This is a genomic window from Macrococcoides bohemicum (assembly GCF_003259675.1).
Classification (GTDB): Bacteria; Bacillota; Bacilli; order Staphylococcales; family Staphylococcaceae; genus Macrococcoides; species Macrococcoides bohemicum.
Window position 1 is genome coordinate 65502 of the sequence record NZ_PZJG01000002.1, and the last position, 13043, is coordinate 78544.

Consider the following 13043-nt stretch of genomic DNA (forward strand, 5'->3'; position numbering starts at 1 on the left):
TAATATAAGAAATGGCCCGATTCCTTAGTGGAATCGGGCCAAATTTTTATTTCTCATTAACAATTTTATAATATGTTCTCGATGTAATCAGATACATGATTCCGTAGACAATCATAATTACGAGCATTACAATACTATAGCTTGAAAAGAACATCGCTTTATCGCGAATACCTAATACACCAAGTAAATTAAATATAATTTTGGTAGCAAACAATGTATGAATCACCGTAATAATAATTGGTAAACCGAAAATCCAGATAATCTGTTTGTTAATCGTCTTTTTAATCAATTCTTGAGGTAATCCTACTTTTTGCATAATGTCGTAGTTGCGTTTGTCTTCATATCCTTCAGATAGTTGTTTGTAGTATAGCACTAAGAACACACCTGTAAGTAACGTAATTGATACGACAATACCGATAAAGATTAATCCTCCATTTAACTCATAAATTGTTTTTTGAACATCATCTTTATTTTGAATACGTATGCCATATTTCTTCTGAAATTTTGGAATAGCTTTCTTAAACGCCTCTTCATGTGCGTTTACATTAAAGGTTAACGTGTCACTTGCTTCAGGTGCTTCCAGTTTATTCGTTTCTTTATTCAATGATTTGAAATAATTACGATATGTTTCAAACTGTACTTGATCTTTAACGATAATATACATCGCATCAATTGCAATTTGATTCCCGATATAGTTTGCACGCTCTCTTTGTACTTTTACTTCCTGACCCATTATCTTTAATGTCTTATCATGACTGTAGCGTTCCGCGTTTGTACTCACGATGATTTCTCCGTCGTTGACTTTCACTGCTGCATCATGCGCAATGTTGTGGTCTTTTTCTGTTGTAAGTACAACATAAGTCATATCTCTCCCTTTTAACTTCGGACCAATCTTATCGTTTAAAGGTATTAACTCATTGCCTTCCTTAATAATCGGAAAGAACGCTATTGTACTGACTCTAAATTTATCAACGTCAGCTATCTTTTCAATATCTCTTTGTATATTTTTCACTTGCTTGCTTGTGTTACCGTAGACATTAATTTCATAATCCTGAGTCATACTACCTGCAACTTGTGCTTCAATACCACGATATGCAGAAAGTGACATTCCTAAAGTCACCATTAAGAAGGTCATGAGCAACGTAATACTAGCGAGCCCTACTGCATTTGCTTTCATACGTGATAGTAAACCGGATATCGAGAAGAATTGGTTCGGTTTATAATAGATATTCTTATTACGTTTCAATAACTGTAATACGATAATCGTAAGTGACATGAATAAAAAGTAAGTCCCTATCATTACTAACAGCACTGCAGTAAAGATATTCTGAAGTGAATCTAATACACCTGTTGCAGTGAGTGCGATATAGTACCCATAACCTAAAGCGATTGCACCAATAATGAATAACACTGCTAGTAACCACTTCGATGTCTTCTTTTCTCCTGCAAATTGTGATCGCATCAATTGAATTGGGCTTTGCAGGGTTAAAGAGATGTTATTAAAGATAAATAATATCACCATAACACCTGCCAGAATTGCGATCGTTAAAAGTGCAGACTTCACATCAAACGGATAATCCATCAGTGACATTCCTTTTGATTTGACTAATTTATTCATTAATAAAAACACAAGGTTTCCAAATAAATAACCACCACATACACTTAAAATAGAGATAACAATAAACTGTATGAAAGATTCTAATAACAGAATAAATCGAATATGTTTCTTTTCCAGACCAAGCACCATATTTAGTGCAAATTCCTGTTTACGCTGTTTCATTACGAAACGATTCGCATAAATAATAAACACGACGGTCAGGATACCCACTAGCACATTTGAATACACTAATAACTGTGGTAAATTCGCATGACGTTTCTGAATATATTCATTAGCGATCATCGAAAGCATAATATATTGAAGACCGAGCATGACACTTGTTGCGAGTATGAATGGAATGAATATTTGTCTGAGTGATTTAAAGTTCTTAATCACGAGTTTTGAAAGTAACTGTAACATCCTACTCACCTCTTTCTGATAGCATTGATAGACTGTCAGAAATGCGTTTTTGGAATTCGTTTTGTGTTTCATCTCCTCGATATATTTCATGATATAAAATACCGTCTTTAATAAATACGACACGACTCGCATATGCTGCATCAATCGTAGAATGTGTTACCATAAGAATCGTTTGATTATCTTTATTAATATCCTGAAATAGGTTCATGATATCTGTTGAAGTTTTAGAATCTAACGCGCCTGTTGGTTCATCAGCCAGCAATAAACTCGGGTTTGAAATTAAAGCTCTGGCAATTGCTACACGCTGTTGCTGACCACCAGAGATTTGATTCGGAAACTTTTCCAGATGTTCTGAAATACCTAATCTTGGTGCAAGGAGAGATAATCTTTCTTCCATGACGTTAGGTTTCATATTAGATAATACTAACGGCATTAAAATATTATCTTTATTACTCATCGTGTGTAATACATTGAAGTCCTGGAACACGAAGCCTAACGTATCACGACGAAACTTTGCAACTTCTTTATTTTTCAGCATACTTAAATCCTGTCCACCAATTGTTACAGTTCCTTCAGTCGGTGTATCGAATGTAGCGATGATATTTAACAATGTCGATTTCCCGGAACCTGACTCACCCATTATCGCAACGAACTCACCTTCATTAATTGAAAAGTTCATATCTTTTAAAGCAACTGTTTGGTTTGCACCTCTACCGAATACTTTTTTAACGTTTTTTATATTAAGTAACATTACATTCACTCCTTGTTTGTTGTTACCTTTATCTTACGTGCTAATTGAAACGGCTGCCTTTATCTATTCTTACAAAGACAGCCGTTAATCTTACAAAAATGAAAGATTGGAGTTATTTAAATTGAATGGTGAAGTCTGAACCTTGGTTTAATGCGGAAGTAACTTTGACCTTGTGTCCTAAGCGCTTAGAGATTGTGCTGACGATATAAAGACCAATACCGCTTGATTTCTCACTCAGTCTACCGTTATAACCAGAGAAACCTTTATCAAATATTTTCGGTAAGTCACTCGCATTAATACCGATACCGTTATCTTGGATGGATAATGTCTTTGTCGTTTCATCAAACGTAATCCATACTTCTTTTCCACGTGCATATTTTAAAGCATTGTTCAAAATTTGCTCTATCATGATAGAAGTCCATTTTGCATCAGTTAAGATTAATGCTTCACTTTTGTCGTAATGCAACTTTGTTTGATAATAAATAAACTGAATGGCATAACGTTTGATAAGCGGGCGAACAAGTTCATCGATACTCACTTCCATAAATACCATATCCGTCTTCTGGTTCATTAGTTTCAAATAATTGAGTGCAAGATTGGTGTAGTTATCAATTTGCAGCACTTCATTACGTACTTGAGATATCACTTGTTCATCCGGATCTTCAAGTAATAGTTTCGATGCCGTAATCGGTGTCTTTATTTGATGCACCCACATTAAGAAATATGACTCTACTTCATTTTGATAGTTGATAAAATCATTGCGCAGCCGATGATTTTCCTGCTTTAACAGTTCATTTTCTTCAAATAGCGTTCGCTCTTTTTTAAAATTCATATATTGAATCATCCAGTAAATCGATGAAATAAATAATACGATACATACACTTAAAAGATACGCCCGAAATGGTACATTATACATCAGTAAAATAAAGAAAAATAATGCACAGATTAATACAATAATATAAATTTCTCGCTGAATCGTTTTAAAGAAACTCATACATCACCTACACGATATCCGACATTTTTCTTCGTTTCGATAAAATCAGTAAGCCCGATTTTTTGTAGCTTTTTGCGTAAACGTGTCATGTTCACTGCAAGGGTATTATCATCAATGAAATGCTCTGACTCCCAGCATTTTTCGATTAATGTATTACGGCTGACAAACTTCCCTTTATTCTGGAATAAAGCATGTATGAGTTGAAGTTCTGTGTGTGTGAGGTCAATTGTTTCACCATTATATTTGAGTTTTGCCGCTTCCAGTAGAAGTTCACACCCACTTACAGTTAAATTATTTACTTGAGTAGTAAAATCATATGTTCTGCGTAATAGCGCCTGAATCTTAGTAATCGTGACCGTCATATTAAACGGCTTTTCAATGAAATCATCAGCACCCATCTGCATCGCCATCACTTGATCCATACTATCATTACGAGAACTAATGAAAATTATTGGAACAGTAGAAACTTTACGAATCTCCTGACACCAGTGATAGCCATTGAATGCCGGTAAATTAATATCGAGTAGCACAAGTTCTGGTGCATTTGCGTTAAAGGCATCCATCACGTGATTAAAATCTTCTATTAAGATAGGTTCTATCTGCCATTTCTTCAGTTCCTCAGCGAGCATCTTCCCGATGACCAAATCATCCTCTACAATCAAAACCTTCATCATCTCACCACCACCGTTGTTTTTTATTATTATGACATAAATGTGGCGTATAAGTTGAGAATTTAGAATGATGACGTATTATTTTGGGCCGGTTCCTTACTTGAATCGCCCCAAACTACATAAACAAAAAAACACCTCATCAGAGGTGTTACGCACTTACTTATAAGATCCTACAACTTTAAGTTCTTTTAGGAATCCTCCACTATGAGGTGATGATTTAAATCCTTCTGTTAAATCTTTACCCGCTTCAAGACCGTTATGCTTTCCGCCTTTCCACATTTCAACGTCACTGACATCATACACAACACCATCAACAGCGACATATGCTTTATGGCCGTCTTTACCGTCCAATGCTTTCAACTTTTCTGCATCATAAACGTTGTCTTTCATAACCTTCTCTTCAGCCGGCGTAAAGTCACGTTTCAACTTATCTTCTCCGCCACTTTGATTCATAAATAAAGCAAATCCCATAAATACTGCAACTGAGATTGCACCTGTAATTAACATTAGTTTTTTCATAGCCATCCTCCTCATAAAAAATCTCTATACTTAAAGCATATTGCAATTCCTACCTGCAAACAACTTTAAATATAGAGAATATATGACTATTCTGTGATTTCAACTTCAACGCCAAAGTGATCACTGACAATCGGTGCGTTAACATCATCAAATACTGTCTTGCTTGAAAGAACGTTGAATCCTTTACTCGTAAAGATAAAATCTATTCGGAGTTTCCCACCATTGCTTTCCCATCCAGCAATATTCTTTTCTATCGTATGATGTCCATGTTTTACTTCTGCTTCATTATACGCATCTAATAAACCACTGTTTTCTAATACGAAGTTATAGCCTTCTGTACCTTCTGGATTATTAAAGTCACCCATAACAATTAACGGATGATCATATTGATCTAAAATCTTTTGCGTATTCGTCCATTCATGACTAAAGCCATACTTCTCACTTACCCACCACGAAAAATGACAACTTGCCACTACAAACGACTTTCCATTCACTGTCGTCTCTCCAAATAATATTTTTCGTGAGCGATAGTTATCCGGAGACTGATATGTTGAAACAAATTCTGAATAAGGTTTGATTGGTGACTTTGAAAGTATCGCACTACCTTCTTCATATTTGTCATAACCGATATGACTCATCGCGTAGCTAAAGTAATAGTCATACCCTTGTACTTTAAGTTTCTGAACAATGATATACGCAAAGTTATCATCTTTTATTTGAATATCATCATTTCCTGAGCAATAATATTTATCATTAACGATGCTCTCATTCTCAATCAACTGATTCACTTCTTGTAACGCGATGATGTCATAATCACCTTTAATAATTTGTGCAACGATTTGATCTATCTTTTCTTCTTGAAATGCTTCCAACCAACTATGCGCATTTAATGTCAGTAACTTCATCATACACTCTCCTTTAGTGAAAATAAAAAGGCAGCCGAAGCTACCCCTTTATTATATTTCAATGTAACCGATTTTTTCAGCTTTCGCTACTTGACCTGATTTATCTAATGTTAACGACTCAACGCGTTCACTGTTCGTAATGACTACAATAATCGTAGTATCTTTACCTTCAGATTGAACTGCTTCGATATCCATAATCGCTAACGTATCGCCTGCTTTAACTTTTTGTCCATCGTTCACTACTACACGTGATGCTGGTTTCGTCATACTGACTGTTTCAATACCCATGTGTACAAGTACTTCAATACCGTCTGCTGTTTTAATACCGATTGCGTGTTTCGTTGGGAAGATGCTTACGATTTCACCATCAACTGGTGCTACAACTGTTTCGTCAGCTGGTTTCACCGCAAATCCTTCACCCATCATTTTTTGTGAGAATACTGGATCATTAACTTGTTCAATATTCATTGCTTCACCGTCAGCGACAGAATACAATGATTTTTGATTACCTGTAAATCCTTTAGTATCTGTGTTATCTAATACTGTCGGTTGTACAACTGCTTGTTTCGGTGCCGGAATATCCGCTCCTGATTGTAATAAATCTTCGATATCTGATTTTAATACATCAGCTTTCGGACCGTAAACTGCTTGAACACCATTATCTTTAACGATTAAGCCCATTGCACCAGCTTTCTTCCAAGCTGCTTCATTACCTACTAAATCTCTATCGTTAACACTTACACGTAAACGCGTCATACAAGCATCTACGTCTTTAATGTTTTGTTTGCCACCTAATAAGTGAATTATTTGAATCACTTGATCATCTGCTTTAACATCTGTTGCCCCTGCTTCATCCACCACATCCGCTTCGTAGTTACCGTTACGTCCTGGTGTCGCAAAGTTGAATTTCTTAATTAAGAAGTTTGCTAAGAAGTAAGTTATAACTGCAAATCCTAATGTCGTTAATACAAAGTTGATTAAATCTCCACCTAAACCTGCTTTAATTGCAAGTGGTGTTCTCGTTAATAACTCGATCGTACCGAATGAGTGCACACGTAAGTTAATAATATCTGCCATCGCAAATGCTGCACCTTGAATGAAAGCATAAACAACATACAAAGGTACTGCAACGAACATGAACATGAATTCTAAAGGCTCAGTTACACCTGTTAAGAATACTGCTAAAGCTGCTGAGAAATACATTGATTTGTATTTCGGTAATTTGTCTTTATCCACATTGCGGTACATCGCTAATGCAAGACCCATTAAAATACCTGATGAACCAATCATTTGTCCTACTTTGAAACGTGCTGGCGTAAAGTCGTTTAGTACTTGATTGTATTGACTTGTATCTCCAGCGTGACTTAGGTTCACTAAGTCTGTTGCCCAAGCTAACCAAAGTGGATCTTGTCCGAATACTTTTGTACCTGCTTGTGAACCTGATAATATTTCGTAAGTTCCACCTAGTTGTGTGTAGTTAATCGGAATCGTTAACATATGGTGAAGACCGAATGGTAATAATAAACGCTCTAAGAATCCAAATAAAAATGGCGCTAAGATTGGTGCTGTATCTTTACTTGATGCAATCCATAAACCAAAGTTGTTAATACCTGCTTGAATGTATGGCCATACGATTGCGAGAATTAATGCAACGATAGTTGACCAAAGAATAACAACGAATGGTACAAAACGTTTACCATTAAAGAATGATAATGCATCAGGTAACTTTCTATAATTATAGTATTTATTATATGCATTCGCACCAACGAAACCTGCGATGATACCAACGAATACCCCCATGTTTAATGCTGGTGATTCTAATACACTCGTAAAGAACCCTTTAACCATGATTTTTGTGCCGAATAATGTATGCGTGAATGCTTTATCATCTGCAAGCATTGCACTGTTAACACCAAATACTGCCCCTGTAATACGGTTAATCAATACGAATGCGATACCTGCTGCAAACGCACCGCCTGCTCTTTCTTTCGCCCAACTTCCCCCAATAGCTAACGCAAAGAGTAGATGTAAGTTTCCGATAATCGCCCAACCAATACTTTCAATGACTCCACCAATTGTGATTAACATTTGCATGTCTGGGCTAATTAATGGAATCGATTTCCCAATACTTATCATAAGACCTGCTGCTGGCATAACTGCTACAACAACCATCAGTGCTTTACCGAACTTTTGCCAAAATTCAAAGCTTAATAACTGTTTCATAATTTTTCTCCTTTTTATGCAATCGGTTGCATTGCTTTTGATAAATATATCATCACACTTTTATTTTGTAAATAATAAATACTAAAATTCTGCTATTTATTTGCAAAAACCAATGAAATTTTGTGCAAAAACTATCATTGACAACGCAATCGGTTGCATATATTATATATAAAAAGATTAAAGGAGGATTATTATGGCCATTACAGTTAAAGATGTTGCACTAAAAGCTGGTGTCGCTACATCAACCGTTTCACGCGTTGTTAATAATCATCCTTCTATTTCTGAAGCAACCCGTAAGAACGTTCAAAAAGTTATGCAGGAAATGGGGTATGTTCCTAATATAGCTGCCAGAAATTTAGGTAAGCAAACTTCAAATGCAATAGGAATTATTCTTCCTCCTCTGAACTCAAAAGAACGTATGGCTAACCCTTTCTTCTTAGAAATAATCGAAGCTATTAACGATGAATCAAGAAGAAATAACATGACTACTGCAGTAGCTATTGCTAAGAACTTAGAAGATTTATTAGAAGATGTTAAAGTTATGCATACTCAAAAGCAGGTTGGTGGCTTTATATTAGCGTATGCACACCAAGGAGATCCTGTAATTGATTACTTGATTGACAAGCAAATTGCATTCACACTCATTGGGCAACCTTATACACAGCACGATATAGTTAGTTACATCGACAACGATAATCAATTATTAGGACACCATGCTACAGAACATTTAATTGAAAATGGGCATCGCAATATTCTTTTTGTTACTAATACGATTAAAGAAGGTATTTATTTCGAAAGATATTTCGGCTATCAGAAGGCAATGATGCTCAATCAACTCAAAGTATTTGATAGTATTTCGATTATAGAACATACAGATTATGCGGACTTTGAAGATACTTTAATTCGAACAAAAGCAACTGCTATCGTGGTGCTTGACGATATATTTGCATTGCGTGTAATGCAGCTTGTACAAATGTACGGCTATAAAGTTCCTGATAATCTTTCTGTTATCAGCTTTAATAACTCGATACTCTCGACATTAACACACCCATACTTGACTACCATTGATATTGATACTGCAAAGCTCGGTCATGAATCTGTCAATATGCTAATTAAACATTTGAATGGCGAAGATATTTCTAACACTAAGATTGTGGTTCCACATGAATTAATTGAACGCGAAACTGTTATTAACTTAAAGTAAAAAAATTAGCTTATGACAAATTTGATCATAAGCTTTTATTCATCTAACGTCTTTACTACCGTAAACAAAACAATTGCCTGCATCAACAACATCACACTAAGTCCAATTTTTACATAAATGTTATCCACTAAATAAATTGAAATCCCTACAACAATAACAACACTTAATAATAACTGAAACTTTTTCTTCAATGTATAGCCACCACGTTCATAAAATTCCTGAACGTAAGATTTATAAATTTTTGTGTGCACTAACCAATTGTGAAACTTATTAGAGCTTCTCGCAAAACAAAAGACTGCAAGCAATAAGAATGGTGTAGTTGGTAAGAGCGGTAGAAATGCACCAACAAATCCGAGGATGGTCGAAATAACACCGACGGATAATAATAATAACCTCAAGAGATATCCTCCTAAATATAATAATATCCATATTATACTAAAATTCATGATGAAATGTTTGAAGTGGATATATCATTTTAGTGAAGTTTCATTCAACGCTATAAATATATATTAAAGCGCTCTCGGCGTTTCAATACCTAGTAAACTTAGTCCTTCTTCTATTACGATAGAGACTGCTAATAATAAACCTACTCTATTTCCCATCATTGCTCTCTCATCTAATATTCTTACACTCGCATAATAACTATTGAAGTGACGTGCAAGCTGCAGTAAATACTTAGCAATCTCTGCTGGAGATTGCTTTACATATGCATTAAAAATTACTTCCTCAAACATCATTAAATCTTTAGTAATATCCCATGCCACATCATCTATTTCATTCACTTTAATGTGACTTGTCTCCAATCCACTTTTTCTAATAATGGCATGAATTCTCGCGTTTGTATATTGAAGATATAAACACGTATTGCCTTCAGCTTTTAACATATCTTCTAAATCAAATTCAATATCATTTTGACGATCATATTTCAGGTCATTAAATATTACAGCACCAATACCGATTTGTTCAGCTACTTTATCAATGTCTTCAATCTCATTTGATTTCGCGATTATATTTTGTTTCGCCATATTCACCGCTTCATCCAGCACTTCATCTAAAAAGATAACTTTCCCTTTTCTAGTAGACATCTTTTTTCCATCTTTTAAGATCATACCAAACGATATGTGCTCCATATGCTCTGCCCACGTGTAACCCATCATCTTTAACACTGCTATCAATTGTTTAAAATGAAGTGACTGTTCATTACCTACAAAATAATATGACTCAGAAAAATCATACGTTTCTTTTCTATAGATTGCTGTTGCTAAATCTCTTGTAATATACAAAGTTGAACCATTCGTTTTCTTGATCAGCGCTGGCGGCATATCATCAAGTTTCACTATTTCTGCACCTTGATCTTCAACGAGTAAGTTTAATGCTTCTAACTTTTCTACGACAGCATCCATCTTGTCATTGTAAAATGCTTCTCCATTATACGAATCAAAAGAAACACCAAGACGTGCGTATATCTCATTAAACGATTGCAGCGAAACTTCTCTGAACCATGTCCAGAGTCTTACATGTTCAGCTTCACCTTGCTCTAGTTTTAGAAATGCCGTTCTTCCCGCTTCATTTAAAGCTTCGTCATGTTCTGCTTCGTCATGAAATTTAACATATAGCTTGAATAATTCAGGTATTGGGTTTGCTTTAACGTCAGCTTCATTCCCCCACTTTTTATAAGCTACAATCAATTTACCAAACTGCGTTCCCCAGTCTCCAAGGTGATTTATTCTTACTGGTTTAAAACCTAATTTCTCTGTAATATTGGCTACTGCATTACCGATAACAGTTGATCTTAAATGCCCCATCGAGAAAGGTTTGGCGATATTCGGTGAAGAAATATCCATCGTTATCACTTTACCTTGACCAATATTTTGAGCACCAAAGTTTTCTTTATCGCGCAATACTTCCTGAATAACATTTGTTCCTAGTGTTTGTTTATTAAAATATACATTTAAATAGCCATTCACAACTTCAACTTTATCAATTTGTTCATCATTCAAACGCTCGCTTATTTCCTGTGCAATAATCATTGGACTCTTCTTCAGATGCTTACTTAACGTAAAACATGGGAATGATAAATCTCCTTGATGCTCATGCTTCGGATATTCAATCAACTTTAATATTTCTGTTTCACTCAATACTTCAATTTCTTTTCTTAAAATATTAGCTAATAAATGTTTCATCTGTTCTCCTCCTAAAAATTTATAAAATAAAAAGCATCCACCTCTAAAAAAAGAGGCGAATGCTAGATTCACGGTACCACTCTTGTTCATGTCATTAGACACACTCAATGATTGTTAACGATGTTTCCACCGGATATCCCTACTATAAGTTCAACATATCATTCACGAAGTGCGCTTCATATCAATTATCATGCTATACTTCCACCCACTATAGCTCGCTACTTATGAACAAATCAATATTACTCTCTTCGTGTAAACAAATTGTTATTAAATTATTTAATATAATAGCATGATTGTAATAAAAAGAAAATAGAAATAAATTTTATAAACTGTTATTATCAAGAAAATGGAGGTGCTAATATGATTACAATTATTATAGCTATCGCATTATATGCTATCGTCACTTTGATCTATAAAACAAACCTTACTGAAAAACCAAATTACTTTGCCGGATACCGTACACCAAGATCCTTGCAAAGTGAAAAACACTGGCAATTTGCGCAGGAATATTCTACGAAACTTATCCAAAAACTATGTCCAATCTTACTCATCATCGGTATAATTCAACTCGTGATTGAAATAGCTCTAGGCTATGAAGAGCAAAGTTCAATTGTATCTGTTATTTTATTGTTCATCACTGTCATCATTGTGTATATAAAAACAGAGGGTAGACTAAAAAAGTTATGATATTCACTTCTTCATATCACTTTGTTCCAAGCGAATTCTGCGATGACTTGATGCTTTGAAAATGCTCTCCATCACCTTCAAGTCATCATTTTTAATCGCTTCTTTCAAAGTAGTAAATGCATCTTCAAAACGCTCCATATTATCTAATAAAGCTTCTTTATTATGGCTAAATAATTCCGGCCAGAGGGATTCATTCATATTAGCAATTCGCGTTAAATCACGATAACTATCACCGATATATTTAATCGTTTCATCCAATCTATCATCACTGTTGATTAACGACACGGCAATTGCATGCGTTAACTGACTCGTATGTGCAATCATCTCATCATGCATTACAGCATTTGTAACTGTGATACGCTTAAAACCGAGCGGATATAAAAATGCTTTAAAATCTTCTATCTCCTGATTTGAATTCAAATCTGACTTCGTGATGACATAATTTGCGCCTTGAAATACACTAGCATCTGCGTAAGCATAACCTTTCTTTTCTCGGCCCGCCATTGGATGACCGAAAATAAAAGAAAGATTATGAGGTAGTATTTCTTCCACATCTTTCATTACCACAGACTTTACGCCAGCAGTATCTGTTAACGTTGCGCCATCTTTGAAATTATCTCGATGATAAAGAATAAAATCCTTTATCATATTAGGGTATATCGCAAAAACAACCAGATCTGCTTCACTCAGGATAGATTGATTACTCGTTTCACCAACATCTATGACCTCATCAGCTATGGCCATATTCAATGTCTCCTGATTCACATCGATTGCCATAATACGATGCTTTTGTCCGTAACTTGCACGAATTGCTTTGGCGAAAGTCCCACCGATTACACCTAAACCAATAATTGCAATATTCATAAATACACCCCGATTGTTTTAATGA

At 35.1% G+C, this 13043-nt stretch carries 12 protein-coding genes, 1 pseudogene and 1 other annotated feature; of the genes and pseudogenes, 2 read left to right on the top strand and 11 right to left on the bottom strand.

Annotation, left to right across the window (positions count from 1 at the left end):
- Positions 1 to 46: 46 nt before the first annotated feature.
- The 8 genes and pseudogenes from BHX94_RS04820 to BHX94_RS04850 all read right to left on the bottom strand — a co-directional run.
- Positions 47 to 2017 carry an FtsX-like permease family protein gene (locus BHX94_RS04820; RefSeq protein WP_111745148.1) on the bottom strand — a complete coding sequence of 657 codons (1971 nt, stop codon included), beginning with the start codon at positions 2015 to 2017 and terminating at the stop codon, positions 47 to 49.
- 1 nt (position 2018) lies between these two features.
- The gene (locus tag BHX94_RS04825; RefSeq protein WP_096077399.1) at positions 2019 to 2768 is read right to left on the bottom strand and encodes an ABC transporter ATP-binding protein; all 750 of its coding nucleotides are present in this window, start codon (positions 2766 to 2768) and stop codon (positions 2019 to 2021) included.
- Between the two features lie 112 nt (positions 2769 to 2880).
- On the bottom strand, positions 2881 to 3762 hold the full coding sequence (locus tag BHX94_RS04830) for a sensor histidine kinase (protein WP_111745149.1): 882 nt from the start codon (positions 3760 to 3762) through the stop codon (positions 2881 to 2883).
- Positions 3759 to 4433 carry a response regulator transcription factor gene (locus BHX94_RS04835; protein ID WP_111745150.1) on the bottom strand — a complete coding sequence of 225 codons (675 nt, stop codon included), beginning with the start codon at positions 4431 to 4433 and terminating at the stop codon, positions 3759 to 3761. The genes BHX94_RS04830 and BHX94_RS04835 overlap by 4 nt, the downstream gene beginning before the upstream one ends.
- A 156-nt stretch (positions 4434 to 4589) precedes the next feature.
- Complete coding sequence (locus tag BHX94_RS12935) at positions 4590 to 4952, bottom strand: cytochrome b5 domain-containing protein (protein ID WP_199798140.1); 363 nt, start codon at positions 4950 to 4952, stop codon at positions 4590 to 4592.
- 86 nt (positions 4953 to 5038) lie between these two features.
- Entirely contained in the window at positions 5039 to 5857 is an 819-nt protein-coding gene (locus BHX94_RS04845; protein ID WP_170120766.1) for an endonuclease/exonuclease/phosphatase family protein, read from the bottom strand.
- A gap of 51 nt (positions 5858 to 5908) precedes the next feature.
- Positions 5909 to 6352 (bottom strand): PTS sugar transporter subunit IIA, encoded by a 444-nt coding sequence (locus BHX94_RS13090; protein WP_275068265.1) that lies wholly within the window; start codon positions 6350 to 6352, stop codon positions 5909 to 5911.
- 99 nt (positions 6353 to 6451) lie between these two features.
- A pseudogene (locus BHX94_RS04850) lies at positions 6452 to 8080 on the bottom strand (PTS transporter subunit IIBC); the annotation flags it as partial.
- 193 nt (positions 8081 to 8273) lie between these two features.
- On the opposite strand from BHX94_RS04850, the gene BHX94_RS04855 reads away from it, so the two are divergent.
- On the top strand, positions 8274 to 9284 hold the full coding sequence (locus tag BHX94_RS04855) for a LacI family DNA-binding transcriptional regulator (protein ID WP_111745153.1): 1011 nt from the start codon (positions 8274 to 8276) through the stop codon (positions 9282 to 9284).
- A 35-nt stretch (positions 9285 to 9319) separates the two neighbouring features.
- On the opposite strand, the gene BHX94_RS04860 is transcribed toward BHX94_RS04855, so the two are convergent.
- A complete protein-coding gene (locus BHX94_RS04860; RefSeq protein WP_111745154.1) occupies positions 9320 to 9682 on the bottom strand; it encodes a YbaN family protein in 363 nt (120 codons plus the stop codon).
- A gap of 111 nt (positions 9683 to 9793) precedes the next feature.
- Positions 9794 to 11467, bottom strand: coding sequence for an arginine--tRNA ligase (gene argS / locus BHX94_RS04865; RefSeq protein WP_111745155.1), 1674 nt, complete (start codon positions 11465 to 11467; stop codon positions 9794 to 9796).
- Positions 11468 to 11515: 48 nt separating this feature from the next.
- Positions 11516 to 11733 (bottom strand) — a binding site (T-box leader).
- A 94-nt stretch (positions 11734 to 11827) separates the two neighbouring features.
- On the opposite strand from argS, the gene BHX94_RS04870 reads away from it, so the two are divergent.
- Positions 11828 to 12154: an SdpI family protein gene (locus BHX94_RS04870; RefSeq protein ID WP_111745156.1), complete on the top strand. Its 327-nt coding sequence runs from the start codon at positions 11828 to 11830 to the stop codon at positions 12152 to 12154.
- Positions 12155 to 12157: 3 nt separating this feature from the next.
- On the opposite strand, the gene BHX94_RS04875 is transcribed toward BHX94_RS04870, so the two are convergent.
- Entirely contained in the window at positions 12158 to 13018 is an 861-nt protein-coding gene (locus BHX94_RS04875) for a prephenate dehydrogenase (protein WP_111745157.1), read from the bottom strand.
- Positions 13019 to 13043 lie beyond the last annotated feature (25 nt).

Coding starts and splice junctions, on each gene's coding strand:
- BHX94_RS04820 (WP_111745148.1), bottom strand. CDS start 2,017: ATGTTACAGTTACTTTCAAAACTCGTGATTAAGAACTTTAAATCACTC.
- BHX94_RS04825 (WP_096077399.1), bottom strand. CDS start 2,768: ATGTTACTTAATATAAAAAACGTTAAAAAAGTATTCGGTAGAGGTGCA.
- BHX94_RS04830 (WP_111745149.1), bottom strand. CDS start 3,762: ATGAGTTTCTTTAAAACGATTCAGCGAGAAATTTATATTATTGTATTA.
- BHX94_RS04835 (WP_111745150.1), bottom strand. CDS start 4,433: ATGAAGGTTTTGATTGTAGAGGATGATTTGGTCATCGGGAAGATGCTC.
- BHX94_RS12935 (WP_199798140.1), bottom strand. CDS start 4,952: ATGAAAAAACTAATGTTAATTACAGGTGCAATCTCAGTTGCAGTATTT.
- BHX94_RS04845 (WP_170120766.1), bottom strand. CDS start 5,857: ATGAAGTTACTGACATTAAATGCGCATAGTTGGTTGGAAGCATTTCAA.
- BHX94_RS04855 (WP_111745153.1), top strand. CDS start 8,274: ATGGCCATTACAGTTAAAGATGTTGCACTAAAAGCTGGTGTCGCTACA.
- argS (WP_111745155.1), bottom strand. CDS start 11,467: ATGAAACATTTATTAGCTAATATTTTAAGAAAAGAAATTGAAGTATTG.
- BHX94_RS04870 (WP_111745156.1), top strand. CDS start 11,828: ATGATTACAATTATTATAGCTATCGCATTATATGCTATCGTCACTTTG.
- BHX94_RS04875 (WP_111745157.1), bottom strand. CDS start 13,018: ATGAATATTGCAATTATTGGTTTAGGTGTAATCGGTGGGACTTTCGCC.